Annotated in this window: 18 protein-coding genes; 10 read left to right on the top strand and 8 right to left on the bottom strand. The window is 69.7% G+C overall.

The features are described from left to right. Positions 1 to 11: 11 nt before the first annotated feature. The gene (locus H5U26_RS10295) at positions 12 to 1,979 is read right to left on the bottom strand and encodes a heme lyase CcmF/NrfE family subunit (protein ID WP_290619323.1); all 1,968 of its coding nucleotides are present in this window, start codon (positions 1,977 to 1,979) and stop codon (positions 12 to 14) included. A 314-nt stretch (positions 1,980 to 2,293) separates the two neighbouring features. Here H5U26_RS10295 and ccmA point away from each other — a divergent pair, with 314 nt between their 5' ends. From ccmA to metH, 9 genes are all read left to right on the top strand, one after another. Beyond that, positions 2,294 to 2,899: a cytochrome c biogenesis heme-transporting ATPase CcmA gene (gene ccmA, locus H5U26_RS10300; protein WP_290619325.1), complete on the top strand. Its 606-nt coding sequence runs from the start codon at positions 2,294 to 2,296 to the stop codon at positions 2,897 to 2,899. Between the two features lies 1 nt (position 2,900). Next, positions 2,901 to 3,560 carry a heme exporter protein CcmB gene (gene ccmB / locus H5U26_RS10305; protein WP_290619327.1) on the top strand — a complete coding sequence of 220 codons (660 nt, stop codon included), beginning with the start codon at positions 2,901 to 2,903 and terminating at the stop codon, positions 3,558 to 3,560. 6 nt (positions 3,561 to 3,566) lie between these two features. Next, the gene (locus H5U26_RS10310) at positions 3,567 to 4,304 is read left to right on the top strand and encodes a heme ABC transporter permease (protein ID WP_290619329.1); all 738 of its coding nucleotides are present in this window, start codon (positions 3,567 to 3,569) and stop codon (positions 4,302 to 4,304) included. Continuing rightward, on the top strand, positions 4,301 to 4,450 hold the full coding sequence (gene ccmD, locus H5U26_RS10315; protein WP_290619331.1) for a heme exporter protein CcmD: 150 nt from the start codon (positions 4,301 to 4,303) through the stop codon (positions 4,448 to 4,450). Before H5U26_RS10310 ends, ccmD begins: the two co-directional genes overlap by 4 nt. A gap of 151 nt (positions 4,451 to 4,601) precedes the next feature. Continuing rightward, positions 4,602 to 5,048, top strand: coding sequence for a cytochrome c maturation protein CcmE (gene ccmE, locus H5U26_RS10320; protein ID WP_290619333.1), 447 nt, complete (start codon positions 4,602 to 4,604; stop codon positions 5,046 to 5,048). Then, positions 5,045 to 6,085, top strand: coding sequence for an agmatine deiminase family protein (locus tag H5U26_RS10325; protein WP_290619335.1), 1,041 nt, complete (start codon positions 5,045 to 5,047; stop codon positions 6,083 to 6,085). The genes ccmE and H5U26_RS10325 overlap by 4 nt, the downstream gene beginning before the upstream one ends. Further along, a complete protein-coding gene (locus H5U26_RS10330) occupies positions 6,082 to 6,966 on the top strand; it encodes a carbon-nitrogen hydrolase (RefSeq protein ID WP_290619337.1) in 885 nt (294 codons plus the stop codon). The genes H5U26_RS10325 and H5U26_RS10330 overlap by 4 nt, the downstream gene beginning before the upstream one ends. Before the next feature lie 41 nt (positions 6,967 to 7,007). Then, complete coding sequence (locus H5U26_RS10335; protein WP_290619339.1) at positions 7,008 to 8,183, top strand: alanine--glyoxylate aminotransferase family protein; 1,176 nt, start codon at positions 7,008 to 7,010, stop codon at positions 8,181 to 8,183. A 141-nt stretch (positions 8,184 to 8,324) separates the two neighbouring features. Next, on the top strand, positions 8,325 to 12,005 hold the full coding sequence (gene metH / locus H5U26_RS10340) for a methionine synthase (RefSeq protein WP_290619341.1): 3,681 nt from the start codon (positions 8,325 to 8,327) through the stop codon (positions 12,003 to 12,005). Here metH and H5U26_RS10345 read toward each other — a convergent pair. The 3 genes from H5U26_RS10345 to H5U26_RS10355 form a co-directional block, all read right to left on the bottom strand. Continuing rightward, the gene (locus H5U26_RS10345; protein ID WP_290619343.1) at positions 11,993 to 13,555 is read right to left on the bottom strand and encodes a bifunctional aminoglycoside phosphotransferase/ATP-binding protein; all 1,563 of its coding nucleotides are present in this window, start codon (positions 13,553 to 13,555) and stop codon (positions 11,993 to 11,995) included. The genes metH and H5U26_RS10345 overlap by 13 nt on opposite strands. A gap of 66 nt (positions 13,556 to 13,621) precedes the next feature. Next, positions 13,622 to 14,143: an Hsp20/alpha crystallin family protein gene (locus H5U26_RS10350; protein WP_290619345.1), complete on the bottom strand. Its 522-nt coding sequence runs from the start codon at positions 14,141 to 14,143 to the stop codon at positions 13,622 to 13,624. A gap of 114 nt (positions 14,144 to 14,257) precedes the next feature. After that, entirely contained in the window at positions 14,258 to 14,872 is a 615-nt protein-coding gene (locus tag H5U26_RS10355; RefSeq protein WP_290619347.1) for a glutathione S-transferase family protein, read from the bottom strand. A gap of 102 nt (positions 14,873 to 14,974) precedes the next feature. Between H5U26_RS10355 and H5U26_RS10360 the strand changes: the two genes are divergently transcribed. Continuing rightward, positions 14,975 to 15,955 (top strand): WYL domain-containing protein, encoded by a 981-nt coding sequence (locus H5U26_RS10360; protein WP_290619349.1) that lies wholly within the window; start codon positions 14,975 to 14,977, stop codon positions 15,953 to 15,955. Between the two features lie 13 nt (positions 15,956 to 15,968). Here the strand turns inward: H5U26_RS10360 and der are convergent, their stop codons facing one another. The 4 genes from der to hisS are packed head-to-tail and all read right to left on the bottom strand — an operon-like array spanning position 15,969 to position 20,510. Then, positions 15,969 to 17,369: a ribosome biogenesis GTPase Der gene (gene der, locus H5U26_RS10365; protein ID WP_290619351.1), complete on the bottom strand. Its 1,401-nt coding sequence runs from the start codon at positions 17,367 to 17,369 to the stop codon at positions 15,969 to 15,971. 8 nt (positions 17,370 to 17,377) lie between these two features. Then, positions 17,378 to 18,616 (bottom strand): outer membrane protein assembly factor BamB, encoded by a 1,239-nt coding sequence (bamB, locus tag H5U26_RS10370; RefSeq protein ID WP_290619353.1) that lies wholly within the window; start codon positions 18,614 to 18,616, stop codon positions 17,378 to 17,380. Continuing rightward, entirely contained in the window at positions 18,613 to 19,227 is a 615-nt protein-coding gene (locus tag H5U26_RS10375) for a tetratricopeptide repeat protein (protein ID WP_290619355.1), read from the bottom strand. Before H5U26_RS10375 ends, bamB begins: the two co-directional genes overlap by 4 nt. After that, on the bottom strand, positions 19,224 to 20,510 hold the full coding sequence (gene hisS / locus H5U26_RS10380; RefSeq protein ID WP_290619357.1) for a histidine--tRNA ligase: 1,287 nt from the start codon (positions 20,508 to 20,510) through the stop codon (positions 19,224 to 19,226). Before hisS ends, H5U26_RS10375 begins: the two co-directional genes overlap by 4 nt. Positions 20,511 to 20,515 lie beyond the last annotated feature (5 nt).

Raw genomic sequence — 20,515 nt, forward strand, 5'->3', positions numbered from 1 at the left:
CAACTCTGAGCTCAACCAGCTCCATCCACCCGGCGTGCCGGGCGCTCACCCAGACACATCAGCACGCCAAGGCCGATCAAGCCGACGCCCGTCCATATCCACTCGACCAGCGGATTCACATAGGCAGTGACGGTGTGGCGACCATCGCGCGCCTCGCCCAGCACCACGTAGACATCGCGCAGCCAGGTGGAGTGGATGCCGGACTCGGTGGTCGGCATGTGGCTGGCCCGGTAAGTGCGCCGCTCGGAGACCAGCGGGACATGCCCGTCGAGCAGGAATTCGCCGCGCTCGGCGTCGTAATTGGGGCCGCTGACCGGTCCCACGCCGATCAGCTCCACGCGGTGCCCGGCAAGTTCCAGCGTATCGCCCGCCGCCAGGGTGACCATGCTGTGCTGGCGAAACAGGCCGGCCGCCACCAGGCCCACGGTGGCCACGGCCACCCCGAAATGCGCCAGCAGCGCGCCGTAGTGGCGGCGCGCCCGCCAGGCGTTCAGCAGCAGCGCGCCGGGCAGCGTCCGCTGCTCGGCAGCGGCAAGGCTGCGCCCGCCGCGCCACAGATCAGCCGCGATGGTGGCCACCGCAAGCGCCGCGAATCCGACCGCCACCGCCGCCAGCAGGCTGAGCGGTCGCGCCAGCACCAGCGTGAGCGCACCGGCCAACACCGCGAACAGCACCGGCCACTTCAGCCGCGCCCACAGCACCCGCGGCTGGGCGCGACGCCACGGCAGGCTGGGCGTGAGCCCCATCAGCAGCACCAGCAGCAATAGCTGCGGCACTACCACGCTGTTGAAATAGGGCGCCGCGACGGTGATCTTCTGCTCGGCCGTCACGTCCAGGAACAGCGGATACAGCGTGCCCAGGAACACGCAGGCGCCGGCCACCGTGAACAGCACGTTGTTGGTCAGCAGCAGCGTCTCGCGCGACAGCCAGGCGGTCGGTCGCGGGCTGGACTGCCCCTCGCCGCCCCGCCACACGAATACCCCGAAGGCGCCACCCACCACCAGCGCCAGGAAGGCCAGGATGTAGGCCCCGCGCCCCGGATCGACGGCAAAGGCGTGCACCGACGACAGCACGCCCGAGCGCACCAGGAAGGTACCCAGCAGCGACAGCGAGAAGGTCAGGATGGCCAGGAACAAATTCCAGCTATGCAGCAGCCGACGCTGCTCCTGCACCATCAGCGAATGCACCAGCGCGGCGCCGGTCAGCCAGGGCATGAACGAGGCATTCTCGACCGGGTCCCAGGCCCAGTAGCCGCCCCAGCCAAGCTCGTAATAGGCCCAGGCCCCGCCCAGCATGATGCCGATGGTCAGAAAGCCGAACGCCGCCAGCGCCCAGCGTCTCACCACCGGCAGCCAGTCCTCGGCCGGCCAGCGCGTCAGCAGCGCGGTCAGCACCAGTGCGAACGGAATCGAAAAGCCCACGTAGCCCATGTAGAGCATCGGCGGATGAATCGCCATGCCCGGGTCCTGCAGCAGCGGGTTCAGGTCCCGCCCGTCGCCGGGAATCGGCAGCAGGCGCGCGAACGGATTCGACAGGAACAGGATCAGCCCCAGGAAACCCACACTGAGCGCCCCCTGCACCGCCAACGCAATCGGCAGACGGTCCGGGAAATGGCGCCGGCCGTACCAGGCAAGCCCGGCCGTCCAGGCCACCAGAATCACGTACCACAGGTACAGCGAACCCTCATGTCCACCCCACACGGCGCTGATCTTGTAGATCAACGGCAGGGCGCTGTTGGAGTTCTGCGCCACGTACCAGACCGAAAAGTTGTCGGTCACGAAGGCGTGCGTGAGCGCGGCCCAGCCGAGCACGGCCAGCGCCAGCTGCAGCCAGGCGCCACGCACGGCGATGCTGGCCAGCTGCGGCCGACCCAGCGCCCGCGCCAGCAGCGGCGAGACCGCCTGCAGCAGGGCCACCGGCAGCGCCAGCATGACCGCGAAGTGGCCGAGTTCGATCAGTTGTTGATTGGGCGTGATCACAGGATGTTCCGGATCCCGCCGCGAGGGCGGGAAAGACAGTGCGACAATGCGCAGCGCCTGTCAGGCGCGTGTGCGGTCGGATCAACACGGCGGGGCAGTGTAATGCCGCCGTCGTGGGGCCACCAATGCCGCCCCAAGGCCGAAGGTCCCCACAGGCGCGGTTCTCCTGATGTGAGAGGCCCGCCCTCGGGCCGAGTGCATGATTCGAGGATTCGGATTCGCGGCGGGGGCGCCGCTCCCACAAGGGCGCTTCTACCAAGCCCAATCAGCCGCCAGCGCCAGTACAAGAACCCAAGAATCTCCTACCGACCCTCATGCTCGAACTGCGCGACCTGGCCGCGGTGCGGTCCAACACCCTGCTGTTCCGGCGCCTGAGCCTGCTGCTGCACGCCGGCGAGGCGCTGCGCGTGGCCGGTCCGAATGGCGCCGGCAAGACCACGCTGCTGCGCGTGATCTGCGGCCTGACCGAGCCGGCCCGCGGCCAGGTGTGCTGGGACGGCACGCCGATCAGCGCACTGAGCGACGAGTACCGCGCCCGGCTGGCTTTTCTGGGCCACCAGGAAGGCCACTTCGGTGACCTGACCGCGGCCGAGAACCTGCGTCTGGCCGGCCAGAACGTGCCCCCCGACGCGGTGGCTACCGCACTGGAACAGGTCGGCCTTCGCGCGCTGGCCGACCAGCCGGCACGCTTCCTGTCGCAGGGCCAGCGCCGCCGTCTCGGACTTGGCCGCCTGCTGCTGCGCGCCGCCCCGCTGTGGGTTCTGGACGAGCCGCTGACGGGTCTGGACCGTCAGGGCGTGGAACTGACCGCCCACCTGCTGGCGCAGCATCTGGCCGATGGGGGTCTGGCCGTGCTGACCACCCACCAGGATCTGCCGGGCCTAGACGGCGTGCTGCGGCACTTGGACCTTGGCGGCTGACATGCTCGGACAGGTTTTTCGCCGCGAACTGCTGCTGGCCTGGCGCCGGCCGGGCGACACGCTGCTGCCGCTGACGTTTTTCGTCATCGTCGGCAGCCTGTTCCCGCTCGGCGTGGGCGCCGAGCCGCAACTGCTGCGCAGCATTGGCCCGGGGGCGGTGTGGATCGCCGCGGTGCTGGCCACGCTGCTGGGCCTGCCGCGATTGTTTGCCGCCGACCAGCAAAGCGGCGCGCTCGAACAGCTGCTGCTCAGTCCCGCACCACTGCCCCTGCTGGTGGCGATCAAGGTGCTGGCACAGTGGCTCACGTCCGGCCTGCCGCTGGCGCTGGCCGCGCCGCTGCTGGCGCTGGGCTTCGGGTTAAACTTTGGCGACCTTGGCGTACTGCTGGCCGGGCTGCTGCTGGGAACGCCGCTGCTGAATTTGCTGGGCGCCATCAGCGCCGCGTTGACGCTCGGCCTGCGCGGTGGCGGCGCCCTGCTCGGCCTGCTGGTGCTGCCGCTGTACGTGCCGGTGCTTATTTTTGGCAGCGGCGCGGTGCAGGCCGCCGCGCTAGGTTTTGGCGCCGGCGCCAACCTGTCGCTGCTGGCCGCCATGCTGGTCCTGGCACTGGTGTTTGCACCCTGGGCCACCGCCGCCGCGCTGCGCATATCACTGGACTGACCGCCCATGTTCGGCCCCACCCTGGACCGCCTCGCCGCGCCCAAGTTCTTCTATCCCTTTGCCGGGCGGCTGCTGCCGTGGCTGGGCTGGCTGGCGGCCGGGCTGCTGGTGCTGGGCGCCGGCTGGGGGCTCGGCGTGGCGCCGGCCGACTACCAGCAGGGCGACAGCTACCGGATCATGTTCATCCACGTGCCGGCGGCCTGGCTGTCGATGCTCACCTACATGGTGATGGCCGGCGGCGCGTTCGTGTTCCTGGTCTGGCGCATCAAGCTCGCCGACATCCTGGCCAAGTGCTGCGCGCCGCTGGGCGCCGCCTTCACCGCGCTGACGCTGGTCACCGGATCGCTGTGGGGCAAGCCGATGTGGGGCACCTGGTGGGCCTGGGATGCACGCCTGACCTCCGAACTGGTGCTGCTGTTCCTGTATCTGGGGCTGATCGCGCTGCGCGGCGCCATCGACGAGCCGCAGCGCGCCGGCCGGGCGACCGCGCTGCTGGCGCTGGTCGGCGTGGTCAACATCCCGATCATCCATTTCTCGGTCGAGTGGTGGAACACGCTGCACCAGCCGGCCTCCCTGACGCGCATGGCCGGACCGGCCATCCACCCGGCCATGCTGACGCCGCTGCTGCTGATGATCGCCGGCTTCACGGTGTACTTCGCGGCGGTGCTGCTGCAGCGGATGCGCTGCGAAATCCTCGAGCGCGAACAGCAGGCGCGCTGGCTGACGGAGCTGGACGCACCATGAGCGAATTCCTGGCCATGGGCGGCTACGGCGCCTACGTGTGGCCGTCCTACGCGCTGGCCGCACTGGTGCTGGGCCTGAACGCCTGGCTGCCGTGGCGCCGGCACCGGCACTTGCTGCGCGCCCGTCAAACCCGGCCAGAGATATGAGACCCACCAACTGGCAGCATTCATTGTGGGAGGCCCGCCCTCGGGCCGAATGCTTGATTGAAGGTTTCGCGGCGAGGGCGCCGCTCCCACAAGGGCACATCCACCACCAACCCTTGCACAGGCACACAGAATCTCCGGCACCCAATCGTCGATGAAAACCCGTCACAAACGTCTGCTATTCCTGTCGCTGGCGGTGGTCGCCCTGGTGGCCGCCGTGCTGCTGGTGATGAACGCCTTTCGCGACAACCTGGTGTTCTTCTTCAGCCCGACCGAGGTCGCCGCCGGCAAGGCACCGGCCAACGGTACCTTTCGTATCGGCGGGCTGGTGACGACCGGCTCGGTGCAGAAAGGACCGGCGCCGCTGGAGCTGCGTTTTACCGTCACGGATCTGAGCAAGGAAATGCGCGTGCACTACATCGGCTCGCTGCCGGACCTGTTCCGCGAAGGCCAGGGCGTGGTCGCCGAGGGCCGGCTTGGCCCGGATGGCGAGTTCCAGGCCAGGACCATCCTGGCCAAGCACGACGAGAACTACATGCCGCCCGAGGTCGCCCAGGCGCTCAAGAAATCCGGCGCCGCGCATCCCGGGCCAAAACCGTGACGACTCTTACGCCGGGTTATCTGCCGCCCGAATGGGCGCCACAGGCAGCCGTCCTTCTGACCTGGCCACACGCGCACGGCGACTGGGCGGACACGCTGGGCGAAACCGAAGCCGAATTCGTCGGCTTCGCGGCCGCCATCGCGGCCCGCGAGCCGCTGATCGTCGCCTGCCACGATGCAGCCCATCGCCGCCACGTGGCGGAGCGCCTGGCCCATGCCGGTGTGACGCAGGCGCGCCTGACGCTGGCGATAGCGCCCTCCAACGATGTCTGGGTGCGCGATCACGGCCCGCTGACCGTGCTGCGCGACGGCTGGCGGGTGGCGCTCGATTTCCGCTTCGACGGCTGGGGCGGCAAGTACCGCGCCGAGCTCGACAATACCGTCACCGCGGTGCTCGCCGGTCAGGGCGCTCTCGGTACGCTGGGGCAGGAAGCCCTGCCCTGGGTGCTGGAAGGCGGCAACATCGAGGTCGACGGCCAGGGCACCCTGCTGGCCAACCGCCCCTGCCTGCTGAGCCCGACGCGCAACGACCCGGCCGCCGCGCAGGCCCTGCTGGCGGCGCTGCCGACGCTGCTGGGCGTCTCGCGCCTGCTGTGGGTGGACCGCGGCGACGTGCTGGGCGACGACACCGACGGCCACATCGACACGCTGGCGCGCTTCTGCGATCCGCACACACTGGCCTATACCTGCGCCGATACGGCCGACCGTGCGCAGCACGCGGCCCTGGACGGCCTGGAAGAACAACTCAGGGCGCTGCGCCGGGCCGACGGCCGCCCCTATCAGCTGGTGCCGCTGCCGGTGCCGGCGCCGCTGTACGGCGCCGACGGTCGCCGCCTGCCGGCCAATTACGCCAATTTCCTGATCGTGAACGGCGCCGTGCTGGTGCCGACCTACGGGGACGCCAACGACGCGACCGCCCTCGCCCGCCTCGCCGACTGCTTTCCCGGCCGCGCCATCGTGCCGGTGCCGGCGCGCGCCATCGTCGGCCAGAACGGCAGCCTGCACTGCGCCAGCATGCAGATTCCGGCGGCGCCATGAGCACGCTCACCGTCGCTTGCGTACAGCACGCCTGCGGCATCGATCCGGCCGCCAATCTGGCGGCGAGCGAAGCCGGCATCCGCGCCGCCGCCGCCCAGGGCGCGCAACTGGTGCTGCTGCAGGAACTGCACCGCACGCAGTATTTCTGTCAGGTCGAGGATCCGGCCCTGTGCGACCTGGCCGAGCCGGTCCCCGGCCCGACCACGCAATTCCTGGCCGCGCTGGCCCGGGAACTGGGCGTGGTCATCGTCGGCTCGGTTTTCGAGCGCCGCCTGGCGGGCGTGTACCACAACACCGCCGTGGTGCTGGAGCGCGACGGCATGCTGGCCGGCCGCTACCGCAAGATGCACATCCCGGACGATCCGGGCTATCTGGAGAAGTTCTACTTCACCCCCGGCGATGGCCCGTTCGCGCCCATCGACACCTCAGTCGGGCGCCTGGGCGTGCTGGTGTGCTGGGACCAGTGGTACCCGGAGGCGGCGCGGCTGATGGCGCTGACCGGGGCAGACCTGCTGCTCTACCCTACCGCCATCGGCTGGGACCCGACCGACGACGCCGCCGAACAGGCCCGCCAGCAAGAGGCCTGGATCACCATCCAGCGCGCGCATGCGATCGCCAACGGCCTGCCGGTGCTGGCCTGCAACCGCATCGGCGTCGAACACATGCCGGGCGGTGCGCCCCAGGGCGCGCGCTTCTGGGGCAGCAGCTTCATCGCCGGCCCGCAGGGCGAGCTTCTCGCGCAGGCGCCGAGCGACGCGCCGGCCGTCATCTGCGCCGACCTCGACCTTGCCCGCAGCGAGCAGGTGCGCCGCATCTGGCCGTTCCTGCGCGACCGGCGCATCGACGCCTACCAGAACCTGATTCGCCGCGTCAGCGACTGAACGCCGCGCGCCACCACCAAAAAAAGCCGAGGAGACCAACCATGCCGAGCTTCAATCCACCGCTGCGCATGCTCATGGGCCCCGGCCCGTCGGACGTGCACCCGCGCGTGCTGGCGGCCATGGCGCGGCCGACCATCGGCCACCTCGATCCGGCCTTCGTCGGCCTGATGGACGACATCAAGGTACTGTTACGCCAAGCCTTCAAGACCCGCAACGAGGTCACCTTCCCGATCTCCGGGCCCGGCTCGGTGGGCATGGAAGCCTGCTTCGTGAACCTGGTCGAACCGGGCGACACGGTGATCGTGTGCCGCAACGGCGTGTTCGGCGGACGCATGAAGGAGAACGTCGAGCGCGCCGGCGGCACGGCGGTGGTCGTCGATGACCCGTGGACGCGGGCCGTGGACCCGCAGCGCCTGGAAGACGCGCTCGAGGCCAACCCACAGGCCAGGCTGGTCGCCTTCGTGATGGCCGAGACCTCCACCGGCGCGCTGTCGGACACCAAAACGCTGGTGCAGATCGCGCATCGTCACGGCGCGCTGGCCATCGTCGATGCGGTCACGGCGCTGGGCGGCGTGCCACTCGACGTCGACGGCTGGGACATCGACGCCATCTACAGCGGCACCCAAAAGTGCCTGTCCTGCCCGCCCGGCCTGGCGCCGGTCAGCTTCGGCGCCCGGGCGCTCGACAAACTGCGCGCCCGCAAGACGCCGGTGCAAAGCTGGTTCCTGGACCTGAACCTGGTGCTCGGCTACTGGTCCGGCGCCGCCCGGCGCAGCTACCACCACACCGCGCCCATCAACGCCCTGTACGGCCTGCACGAGGCGCTGCTGATGCTGCACGAGGAAGGCCTGGAAGCCGCCTGGGCGCGCCACGCCCTGCACCACCGGGCGCTGCGTGCCGGCCTGGAGGCCATGGACCTGCGCCTGGCAGGTGCCGACGGCGAGCGCCTGCCGCAGCTGAACGTGGTCGGCATTCCGGATGGCGTCGACGATGCGCGCCTGCGCCAGACCTTGCTCGACGACTACGATCTCGAAATCGGCGCCGGTCTGGGTGACCTCGCCGGCAAGGCGTGGCGCATCGGCCTCATGGGCCAGTCCGCCAGCCGCCGCCACGTGTTGGCCTGCCTGACCGCGCTCGGCAGCGCGATGGCGGCGCAGGGCCGGCCGACCGACTGCGGCGCGGCGCTGGCTGCGGCGCTGGACGTGTACGCCGCCTGACGGAGGCTGCACCGTCGGTGCCGGGCGGCGGTCCCGGCGCCGGCAGGGCGGATCGATCGGCGCTCGACTGATGCCGGGCACCGAAAAGCCCGCAATGGCGGCACGTTACAATGCCGCCCCCACCAACCGCCCCGCCCCGCCATGACCGATCGCACCGCCCTGCTCCACCGCCAGCTGGCCGAGCGCATCCTGCTGCTGGACGGCGCCATGGGCACCATGATCCAGCGCCACGGCCTGACCGAGGCGGACTATCGCGGCGAGCGCTTCGCGGATTTCGGCCGCGAGCTGAAGGGCAACAACGACCTGCTGACGCTGACCCGGCCGGACGTGATCGGCAGCATCCACCGGGCCTATCTGGAGGCCGGTGCCGACATCGTCGAGACCAATACCTTCAACTCGACGGCCGTGTCGCAGGCCGACTACGGCCTGCAGGACCTGGTCTACGAGCTGAACCTGGAAGGCGCGCGTCTGGCCCGCCGCGTGGCCGATGCCGCCAGCACCGCCCAGCGGCCGCGCTTCGTGGCCGGCGTGCTGGGGCCGACCAGCCGCACCGCCTCGGTGTCGCCGGACGTGAACGACCCCGGCTTTCGCAACGTCACCTTCGCCGAGCTGGTGAGCAACTACACCGAGGCGCTGCGTGGCCTGATCGACGGCGGCGCCGACATCCTGCTGGTCGAGACGGTGTTCGACACGCTCAACTGCAAGGCGGCGATCTACGCCATGGAAACCCATTTCGCGGCCAGCGGCCGGCGCCTGCCGGTGATGATCTCCGGCACCATCACCGACGCCTCCGGTCGCACCCTGTCCGGTCAGACGGCGGCGGCGTTCTATGCCTCCGTGGCGCACGCGCAGCCGCTGTCGGTGGGTCTGAACTGCGCCCTTGGCGTGGAGCTGCTGCGCGAGTACGTGCACGAGCTGGCCGGCGTGGCCGAGTGCCGCGTCAGCGCGCACCCGAACGCCGGCCTGCCGAATGCCTTCGGCGGCTACGACGAGACGCCCGAGTTCATGGCCGGGCATCTGCGGCAGTGGGCGCTGGACGGTCTGCTGAACATCGTCGGCGGCTGCTGCGGCACCACGCCGGAGCACATCCGCGCCATTGCCGATGCGGTGGCCGGCTGCGCGCCGCGGCCGCTGCCGCAGCCCCGGCACGTGCTGCGCCTGGCGGGCCTGGAGCCGCTCGACATCGACGAGAACAGCCTGTTCGTGAACGTCGGCGAGCGCACCAACGTCACCGGCTCGAAGCGCTTTGCCAACCTGATCAAGGCCGGCGACTACGAGGCCGCCATCGACGTCGCCCGTCAGCAGGTGGAAAGCGGCGCGCAGGTCATCGACGTCAACATGGACGAGGGCATGCTCGACTCGCGGGCGGCCATGGTGCGGTTCCTGAACCTGATCGCCAGCGAGCCGGACATCAGCCGCGTGCCGGTGATGGTGGACTCGTCCAAGTGGGAGGTCATCGAGGCCGGCCTGCAATGCCTGCAGGGCAAGGGCATCGTCAACTCGATCAGCATGAAGGAAGGCGAGGCCGCGTTCCTGGAACAGGCGCGGCTGGTGCGCCGCTACGGCGCGGCGGTGGTGGTGATGGCCTTCGACGAGCAGGGCCAGGCGGACACCTGCGAACGCAAGGTGGCGATCTGCGAGCGGGCTTACCGGCTGCTGACGCAGCAGGTCGGCTTCCCGCCCGAGGACATCATTTTCGACCCGAACATCTTTGCCATCGCCACCGGCATCGATGAGCACGACAACTACGCGGTCGATTTCATCGAGGCGACGCGGCAGATCAAGCAGCGCCTGCCGCACGCCAAGGTCAGCGGCGGCGTCAGCAACGTGTCGTTCTCGTTTCGCGGCAACGAGCCGGTGCGCGAGGCCATCCACACGGTGTTCCTGTACCACGCCATCCAGGCTGGCATGGACATGGGCATCGTCAACGCCGGCCAGCTAGGCGTGTACGACGACATCGACCCCGAACTGCGCGAGCGGGTCGAGGATGTGGTTTTGAACCGCCGCCCGGACGCAACCGAACGGCTGCTGGAAACCGCCGAGCGCTACCGCGGCGCGGCCGGCGCGGCGGCACCGGTGCAGGACCTGGCCTGGCGCGAGCTGCCGGTCGCCAAGCGGCTGGAACATGCCCTGGTGCGCGGCATCACCGACTACGTCGAGCAGGACATCGAGGAAGCGCGCCAGGCCTTCGCACGGCCGATCGAGGTCATCGAAGGCCCGCTCATGGACGGCATGAACGTGGTCGGCGACCTGTTCGGCGCCGGCAAGATGTTCCTGCCGCAGGTGGTGAAAAGTGCGCGGGTGATGAAAAAAGCCGTCGCTGTGCTGCTGCCCTACATCGAGGCCGAAAAGGACGGCAGCGCCCGCGCCCAGGCCAAGATACTGATGGCCACGGTCAAGGGCGACGTGCACGACATCGGCAAGAACATCGTCGGCGTGGTGCTGCAGTGCAACAACTTCGAGGTCATCGATCTTGGCGTGATGGTGCCCTGCGACACCATCCTGCGCACCGCGCGCGAGCAGCAGGTGGACATCATCGGCCTGTCGGGCCTGATCACGCCTTCGCTCGACGAGATGGTGCACGTGGCCCGCGAGATGCAGCGCGAGGGCCTGGACCTGCCGCTGATGATCGGCGGCGCCACCACCTCGCGCGCCCACACGGCGGTGAAGATCGCGCCGGCCTTCGACGGCACCACGGTGTACGTCAAGGACGCCTCGCGGGCCGTCGGCGTGGCGCAGAACCTGACCTCGCCGCAGCTGCGCGAGGCCTTTGCGCAGCAACTGCGCGAGGATTACGCCCAGGCCCGCAGCCGCCATGCCGCCAAACAGCAGCGCGGCAAGCTGCTGCCGCTGGCCCAGGCGCGCGCCAACGCCTTTCGCACCGACTGGGCGGCGTATCGGCCGGTGCCGCCGCGGCAGCCGGGCATCAGCGTGCTGGACGACATCGACCTGGCCGAACTGGTGCCCTACATCGACTGGACGCCGTTTTTCCAAGCCTGGGAGCTGGCCGGCCGCTACCCGAAAATCCTCGACGACGCGGTGGTCGGCGAGCAGGCGCGCCAGCTGCTGGCCGACGCCAAGGCCATGCTGCAGCGCCTGATCGGCGAGCGCTGGCTGCGCGCCCGCGCGGTGGTCGGCCTGTTTGCGGCCAACGCCATCGGCGACGACATCGAGCTGTACACCGACGACACGCGCAGCACGGTGCTGGCCACGCTGCACCACCTGCGCCAGCAGCAGGAAAAACCGGCCGGCGTGCCGAACCTGTGCCTTGCCGATTACCTCGCGCCGCGTGACAGCGGCGTGCCGGACTGGCTGGGCGCGTTCGCCTGCACCGCCGGCATCGGCATCGATGCGCACGTGGCGCGCTTCGAGGCGGCGCACGACGACTACAGCGCCATCCTGCTCAAGGCCCTGGCCGACCGCCTGGCCGAGGCGCTCGCCGAGCGCCTGCACCAGCGCGTGCGCACCCAGCTGTGGGGCTATGCCGCCGGCGAAACGCTCGACAACGACGCCCTGATCGACGAGCAGTACCAGGGCATCCGCCCCGCACCGGGCTACCCCGCCTGCCCCGAGCACACCGAAAAAGCCACGCTGTGGCAACTGCTGGATGCCGAGCGCAACGCCGGCATGACCATCACCGAGCATTTCGCCATGCTGCCGACGGCGGCCGTCAGCGGCTGGTACATCGCCCACCCGCAGGCGCGCTACTTCGGCGTCGGCGACATCGGCCGCGATCAGGTCGAGGACTACGCCCGGCGCAAGGGCTGGACGCTGGCACAGGCCGAGCGCTGGCTGGCGCCGAATCTGGGCTACGAGCCCTGACGGGGCGGCGCTGACTCCGCGGGTCGACAGTCGAACGGCAACTCAGCGGGCACGGCATACGGCCTGCTGGTGTCGATGACGATCGCCAGCGCCTGCTCGTCAGCACCGAGCGGCCGATAGCGCGCGCGCTGCGCGTCGAGCACGGCCAGATTCGCCTCCGAAGCATCGCCGGCCTGGGCGGCACGGCGCTCCACCCGCTCGCGCAGCACATCCGGCGGGGCGCTGCAGGCAAGGATGCGAAACGGCACGGCAAGACTCGCCGCCAGGCGTGCGAAGCGCCGGCGTTCGCCGGCAGCCAGGAAGCTGGCGTCCACCAGCACCGGCCAGCCGGCGCGAAGCAGCCGCCGCGCCAGACGCGCCAGATGCCGATAGGTGGCGGCGCTGAGCTTGGCCCGGTAAGCGCCCTGATCGATCCCGGAGCCGGTACGCGCACCCGGCCCGAGTCCCAGCAGGCGCTTGCGCTCCACGTCCGAGCGCAAGCGGATCAGCGGCAGCCGTTCGGCCAGCCAGTCGGCGTAATGCGTCTTGCCGGAGCCGGCCAGGCCGTGGGTGATGGCCAGCCACGGCTGGCGCGGGCGGATCAGCGTTTCGGCCAGGCGCAGGCAGCCGATGCACTCGCGCAGGGCCTGAAAACGCAGACCGGGCGCCTGCGCCCCGGCCGCGCGCAGGCGGGCCACCTTGGCCCGCACCAGCGCCCGGTAGACCTCGAAAAAGTCGACCAGTGGCACGCCGCCATAGTCGCCGGTGGCCTGCAGGTAGCGGTCGCGGACCCGCCGGGCCAGGTCCGGTCGGCCACGGCGGGCCAGGTCCATGGTCAGGAAGGCCAGCTCGCCGTGTACGTCCTGCCAGCGCAGGGCGGGGTCGAATTCGATGGCGTCGAACGGCACAGGGTGGCCGTCCAGCCAGACGATGTTGCCAAGGTGCAGGTCGCCGTGACATTCGCGCACCCGGCCGTCGATCCGGCGCCGCACCAGCAGCGCGCGGCGGCGCCGGTATTCGGCCTCGGTCCAGGCGGCGAGGCGATCCAGTCGCGCGCGGCTGCGTGGACTGGCACCGTCACGCAAGGCGGTGAAGTTATCGCGGGCGGCTTGCACAAGATCGCCGGGGCGGCCGTAGGGCGAGCCAACCGGCGCCGGTGGTAGGCGCCGGTGAAAGGCCGCGATGCACTCGGCCAGCGCATCGATGTGGGCGCCTTCGAGGTGGCCGCCTGCGAGCAGGCAATCGAGCGACGCCTCCGGCGGGAAGCGACGCATTTCGACCGCCCAGTCGATAGCCCGGCCGCTGCCGCCCGGGCGCGGGGCCGCGACTGTGCCGGTGATCGGCATGACGGAAAGATAGAGCTCCGGCGCCAGGCGCCGGTTCAGGCGCAGTTCTTCCCGGCAGAAGTGCCGGCGCTGACGCAGACGGGTGAAGTCCAGAAAGCCTAGATTGACCGGCTTTTTGAGTTTGTAGGCGCGCTGCGCGGTCAGCAGCACGGCCGAGATGTGGGTTTCGACGACCCTGACCGGGCCGGCTTCGCGGGCCAGTGTGTCGACCAGCGCGTCCAGCATGCGCCGCCAGCGGGCGCCAGGCTGAGGGCGGGTGGCAGCGCGTTCGGTTGCCACCCGCCCCCCAATTCAGGACGTCTTGATGTCGATTTTCTTCACCTTGCTGTGCGCTTCGGCGCTCTTGGGCACGCTGACGCTGAGCACGCCCTTGCTGAAGTTGGCGCTGGCCGTGCCGGCGTCGGCATCCGGTGGCAGGCGAAAGCTGCGCGTGAAGCTACCGTAGCTGCGTTCGGTCAGGTGGTAGCCCTTGTCCTTTTCTTCCCGCTCGGCGCGCTTCTCGCCGCGCACGGTGAGCAGGTCATCCTGCACCTCGATCGAGATGTCCTTCTCGTCGATGCCGGGCAGCTCGGCGCTGATCAGGTAGCGGTCATCCTGTTCCTTGATGTCCACCGCCGGCATCAGGTCGCCGCCGGTCAGACTCCGCAGCGGTTCGATGTCCAGCGGCCGGCGCAGCGAAGCCCAGCGCGGAAAATCGGCGAAGAAATCATCGAACAGGCTATCCCAGCGATCGCGCAGGGTGCTCAGCTGTCGGCTGGCGCCGGTCGCCGGGGTGGATTTCCTGACTTCGACCTGGGTGGATTTTTCAGCCATGGCACGTCTCCTCGGGGATGGGCGGAACTGCCGCCCGCAGAGGTGGACAAGCCTAGGCGGTCGCTCCCGGCGCGCCCATGATCCGAATCAGCTGGCGCGCCGGGAGACTGGGAATCACTTCAGGGACGGCAGTTTCTGCCAGGCCGGACGGGCCGCCACGCGGTTCAGCCAGGCCATGATGTTCGGGTACTGGTCCACGCCGAGCTGCTTGTAGATGTCGGCCAGCAGCAGCACGGTGGAGACGTTGATGTCGGCCACGCTGAAGCGGTTACCGACCAGGTAGTCCTTGCCGGCCAGGCTGTCGTTGAGCACGCGCAGCGGCGCCGGCAGCGTGTCGGTGGCCTCCTTGGCCAGCTCCGGACGACGCTTTTCCGGCGGATACAGCATGGCGTGGCGCAGGTAGTTGACGACGTAGATTTCCATCTCCAGCGACGCCCACAGCGCCCACTGGAAAACCCGCCCTTCGTCCTCGACGCTGGCCGGCCACAGGCTGCCCTGGCCGAATTTCTTGGCCAGGTACATGGCGATCGCCATCGATTCCCAGAGGATGAAATCACCATCCTGCAGCACCGGCACATGGCCGTTGGGATTGATCTTGAGGAACTCGGGCGTGCGCGACTCGCCGGCTCCCTGGTTGGTCTTGACGTGCTCGTAGGGCACGCCGAGTTCTTCGAGCGTCCACAGGCAGCGCTGGGCGCGCGACATGTACTGGCCGTAAAGCTTGAGCATCGGTGAGTCTCCTCGGGTGGGTGTTGGCAAGCCGCGCAAGCGTGGCATGGTGCACGCGCACAGCGCAAGCCGGCGCAGCCGCCTGATGTAGCATTTGCCAGCATGGACCGCTTCGACCGCATCTACCGCCTGTACACGCTGTTCACGACCAGCCGCGAGGCGCGTTCGGCCGCCTCGCTGCAGGCCGACCTCGGCTGCTCGCGGGCCACCTTAATGCGGGCCATCGCCGAGCTGCGCGACCTGCTGGGCACGCCCCTGGTGTGGGACAGCGCCGCCCGCGGCTATCGGCTGGACGGCGCGGCGCCCCGCGCACAGTTGCCCGGATTGTGGTTCTCGGCCGATGAATTGCAGGCGCTGCTGCTGGCCCAGAAGCTGCTGTCCGGGCTCGGCGAAGGCCTGATACCGGACCAGATCGACGCCCTTCGCGGACGCATCATGACCCTGCTGGCGCACGGCGGCGTGGCGCCGCAGCGCGCCGCCGAGGCGCTGCGCATCCTGCCGCTGGGTGGCCGCAGCTGCGATCCAGTGATATTCCGACAGGCGGTGGCGAGCACCCTGGCCGGGCGTCGAATCGAAATTCGCTACCTGGCCCGCAGCAGCGGGGAAATCAGCACCCGGCTGGTCAGCCCGCAGCGGCTGGTGCGCTACCGCGACAACTGGTACCTGGATGCCTGGTGCCACTGGCGCGGGGCGCTGCGCAGTTTTGCGATCGACGCCATCGAGGCCCTGCAGGCCACCGATGATCCGGCGCAGGACATTCCCCAGACGGAACTGGACGCGCACTTCGGGGCCGCCTACGGCATTTTCGCCGGACCTGCGCCGCAACAGGCAGTGCTGCGCTTTGCCGCCAGTCGGGCGCGCTGGGTGGCGGCCGAGCGCTGGCATCCGGCGCAGTTCGGGCGCTGGCTGGAGGATGGCCGCTACGAACTGGTGGTGCCCTACGGCGACCCGACCGAGCTGATCCTGGACATCCTGCGCTACGGGCCGCAGGTGGAAGTGCTGGAACCGCCGTCCCTGCGCGCCGAGGTTTCTGCCCGGCTGCGTGAAGCGGCGGCGCTGTACGCGGGGGATGGGATCAGCTGAGGTCGACGGCCGGTCAGTCGCCGAACAATTTGCGCCCGCGGCGACGGGCGCGGTGCTTGCGCTCCAGCTGACTGGGGGTGAGCACGTTCACGCGCCCGGCGTACGGGTTCTCGCCCTGCTTGGTGACGATGCGTACCGGCGTGCCGGTCAGGCCCAGCGCCTCGCGAAAGCTGTTTTCCAGGTAGCGCAGGTAATTGGGCGGCAGCTTGTCCACCTGCGTGCCGTGGATGACGATGGTCGGCGGCGCGTGGCCGCCCTGGTGGGCATAGCGCAGCTTGGCGCGGCGGCCGGCGGCCATCGGCGGCGGATTGGCGGCGACGATGGTCTCCAGCAAACGCGTCAGTTCCGAAGTCGGCGCGCGCGCCAGTGCGCTGTGCTGCACGGCAAACGCGGCCTTGGTGAGGGCTTTCACGCCGCGACCGTTCTTGGCGCTGATGAACTCGATCGGCGCGAACTCGACGAACGGCAGCCGGCGCCGCACTTCCATCCGCAGCGCCTTGCGCGCGGCATCGTCCAGCGTGTCGGACTTGTTCACCGCCAGCACCAGGCCGCGCCCGCGCTGCAGCGCCTGGCCGGCGATGTGCGCGTCCTGCTCGCTGACGCCAAGCTCGCCGTCCAGCATCAGGATCACCACCTGCGCCTGGTCGATGGCCTGCAGGGTCTTGATGACGCTGAATTTTTCGATGGCTTCGTGCACCTGCGCCTTGCGCCGCAGGCCGGCGGTATCCAGCAGCACGCATTCGCGCCCATCCAGCACCACCGGCACGCGCACGCAGTCGCGGGTGGTGCCCGGCAACGGGCTTTCGATCAGGCGCTGCTGGCCGAGCAGGCGGTTGATCAGCGTGGATTTGCCGGCGTTGGGCCGACCGACGACGGCAAACACCGGCCGCGGGTCGGCTTCTTCCTCGGCCGCCGGCTCGTCATCCGGAAAACCCGCCAGCACGGTCTCCAGCAGCTCGGCCACGCCATGGCCGTGGCTGGAGGAGATTGGCCACGGATCGCCCAGGCCGAGCTCGAAAAAATCGGCGCGTACCAGCTCGGCATCGAGATGCTCGGCCTTGTTGACCGCCAGCCACACCGGCTGGCCGAGGCCGCGCAGGGTGTTGGCAATGCTGCGGTCGTCGGCGGTCAGACCGCCACGGCCATCGACCACCAGGATCACCGCGTCGGCCTCCTGCGCCGCCATCAGCGCCTGGGCGCTGACCTTGCCCGACAGTTCCGGGTCTTCGCCCAGCATGCCGCCGGTGTCGACCACCCAGAACGGGCGCTCGCCCAGGCGCCCGGCGCCGACCAGGCGGTCGCGGGTGACGCCCGGAAAATCCGCCACCAGCGCGTCGCGACTGCGCGTGAGGCGGTTGAACAGGGTCGATTTGCCGACGTTAGGTCGACCCAGCAGGGCGATTACGGGTGTCACGGCAGTGCTCAGTTGGCCGGTCGCAGGGCATACAGGCGCCCTCCTTCGGACAGGAAGTAGGCCACGCCATCACGCACGTACGGCGTCAGCAGGAAGGCATCCTTGGTCGGCCGCGTGCGTCCGACCAGCGTACCGTCATCGGCCCTCAGCCAGTGCACGTAGCCTTCGATGTCGGCGACGGCAAGGTAAGAACCCACCACCGCCGGGGCCGTCAGGTGGCGCCCCTTGAGCGCGTCCTGCTCCCAGTAGACGGCGCCGCTGCGCTGATCGAAGGCACTGATCTTGTCATCGGTGTCGACGCCGTAGACGTTGAAGCTGTCTGCCGCCAGGGCGGTATCGCACGACAGCTCGCGCGCCCAGCCGACCGTGCCGGTGGCCAGTTCGATGGCGCTGGCGCGTCCCTGATAGGCGCCCGCGAATACTGCGCTGCCTTCGATCACCGGCTGGCAGTCGGCATCGACCATGCGTTCCAGCTCGGTGCGCCCGCGCGGCTGCACGATCGGCGTGTCCCAGGCCTCGCGGCCGGTGTGCAGATCGACGGCCACCAGATGTCCGTCGGCAAAGCCGTGCACGGCCAGTGTCGGGGTGGTCAGGGGGGCGCTGCCGCCGCGCAGCGACAGCGTGGGCACATCGCGCTCGATGCTCCACTTGCGGGCGCCGTCGGCGCTGCTGAGGCCATACAGGTGGCCATCGCCGGTGGCGACCACCACCACGCCATCACGCGCAGTTGGCGGCGCCAGAATCTCGCTTTCCAGCGGCACGCGCCAGCGTTCCTTGCCATCGGTCGCCGCGAGCGCGATCAGCTCGCCATTGGCCGTACCGACCAGCACCAGGCCGTCGCCGGCGCCAACGCCGCCGGTGATGTCATCCTCGAGGCCGGCCTTCCACAGGCGCTTGCCGTCCGCCAGGGCATGGGCGAACACGTCGCGCCGGGACTGGCCGAGTGTGTAGACGACCTCGCCATCGAAGGCCGGCCAGGGTTTCGGATAGCCATCCGGCGTGCCGTCGGTGATGCGGTGCTCGGCCAGCACCTCGACGGTGATCGAACCGGTCAGTTCCGGCAGCTCGGCCGTGATTTCCGGCTTGTCGTTGGCGGTCAGGCGCCCGGCGACGGACTCGCCGGCCCGGTTCACCCCGCGCACGGCCCCCTTGCCCAGACTGGACACGGTGCCACAAGCCGCGAGCGCAGTGGCCAGCAGGCCGATGGCCAGGAAGCGCACCGGCATTGAAAGGGTTGCATGGATCATGGCTGGCCCAGCGCATCGAGCTTGAGTTTGATCAGCGCTGCCTGTCCGGACTCGGGCGGCAACCCGGCCAGCGCCTCCTGATAAGCCTGGCGCGCGTCCTGCAGTCGGTCCTGGGCACGGGCGATGTCACCCCTGAGTTCGGCCAGGGCCGGCGAGGTGGCCGGGATGTCCTTGCCCAGTGCATCCTGCGCAGCCTGCGCCTTGCCCTGGTCCAGCAGCAGGCGCGCCAGGCGCAGGCTGGCCAGTGCCCGGTCGGTCGGCTCACCGGCATGTTCCACCACCCAGCGCAAGTGTTGCTCGGCCATGTCGAGCTTGCCTGCCTCGACCGCCTGCTTGGCCTGCGCCAGGGCGACGAAGCTCGCATAGCTGGTGCGCGGATACTGCGCGCGCAACTGCGCGGCCAGGGCGTCGGCCGTCTGCCCGGCCGGCGGCTGCTGATAGGCGGCGAACAGTGCCGCCGCCTCGGTCGCCTGGCGCTGCTGATAACTGCCGTAAAAATGCTTGCCCAGCAGCCCGGCCAGCACGGCCACGATGACGACTGTCAGCAGGCGTCCGTACTGGTCCCACAGGCGGCGCAGGTGTTCGATCTGATCGGCGTCGGCGGTGCTCATGGTCGTTCCTGGGCGGCGAGGCGGGTAACGGTGGCGTGGATGGTGTCGCGGGGCACGGTTTCCTGGGTCGTCACGGCGGCGCGCAGCATGCGCACGGTGATCGTGCCGCCCGCCAGCTCGTCCTCACCCAGAATCAGCGCCACGCGGGCGCCGGCCTTGTCGGCGCGCTGGACCTGCTTGCCGAAGTTGCCGGCCGAGTGGTCCAGCAGGACGGTCGGTGCATCCGCTGCCGCGCGCAGCTGCTGGGCGAGCAGCATGGCTTGCGCCCGGCAGGCGCCCGGCGCGGAAACCAGGTACCAGATCTCGCGGGGCGTGGCCGGATCGATGCCGCTGGCGGCCAGCAGATCGAGCAGGCGCTCCAGACCCAGCGCAAAGCCGATGGCCGGCGTGGCGCGCCCGCCGAGCTGTTCGACCAGCGTGTCGTAGCGGCCACCGGCGCAGACCGTACCCTGCGCGCCCAGCGCATCCGTGACCCACTCGAACACCGTGCGGCCGTAGTAATCCAGGCCGCGCACCAGGCGCGGGTTGACCGTATAGGCCACGCCGAGTGCATCCAACAGGGCACACAGGCGCTCGAAATGCGCCCGCGAGTCGACGTCCAGGTGCTCCGGCAGGCTCGGCGCGGCGGCGATGAGCGCCGTCAGGTCCGGATTCTTGCTGTCCAGGATGCGCAGCGGGTTGGTGTCGAGGCGGCGCAGGCTGTCGGCGTCGAGCGCCGCCTGGTGATCGCGAAAATAGGCCTGAAGCCGGTCGCGGTAGGCGGCGCGGGCCTCGCGCGAGCCGAGCGAGTTGATCTCCAGCCGCAGCCCGGACAGGCCAAGCTCGCGCCAGAACTGCGCGGTCATGCCGATCAGCTCGGCATCCAGCTCCGGCTCGGCGCTGCCGAAACACTCGGCACCCAACTGGTGGAACTGCCGGTAGCGGCCGCGCTGCGGGCGCTCGTGGCGGAACATCGGCCCCTGATACCACAGCCGCAGCAGCTGACCCTGGAACAGACCGTGCTCGATGCCGGCGCGTACAACGCCAGCGGTGCCTTCCGGGCGCAGCGTGAGGCTGTCGCCGTTGCGGTCCAGGAAGGTGTACATCTCCTTCTCGACGATGTCGGTGACCTCGCCGATGGTGCGCGCGAACAGCTCGGTCGGCTCCACCAGCGGCAGGCGGATTTCCTCGTAGCCGTACCGGGCCAGCACCGCCTGCAGGCGCTGTTCGGCGCCGCGCCAGCGCGGGCTGTCTGCGGGCAACAGGTCGTTCATGCCGCGTACGGCCTGGAGCTTGGCAACCATGATCG

Source organism: Immundisolibacter sp. (assembly GCF_014359565.1).
Lineage (GTDB): Bacteria > Pseudomonadota > Gammaproteobacteria > Immundisolibacterales > Immundisolibacteraceae > Immundisolibacter.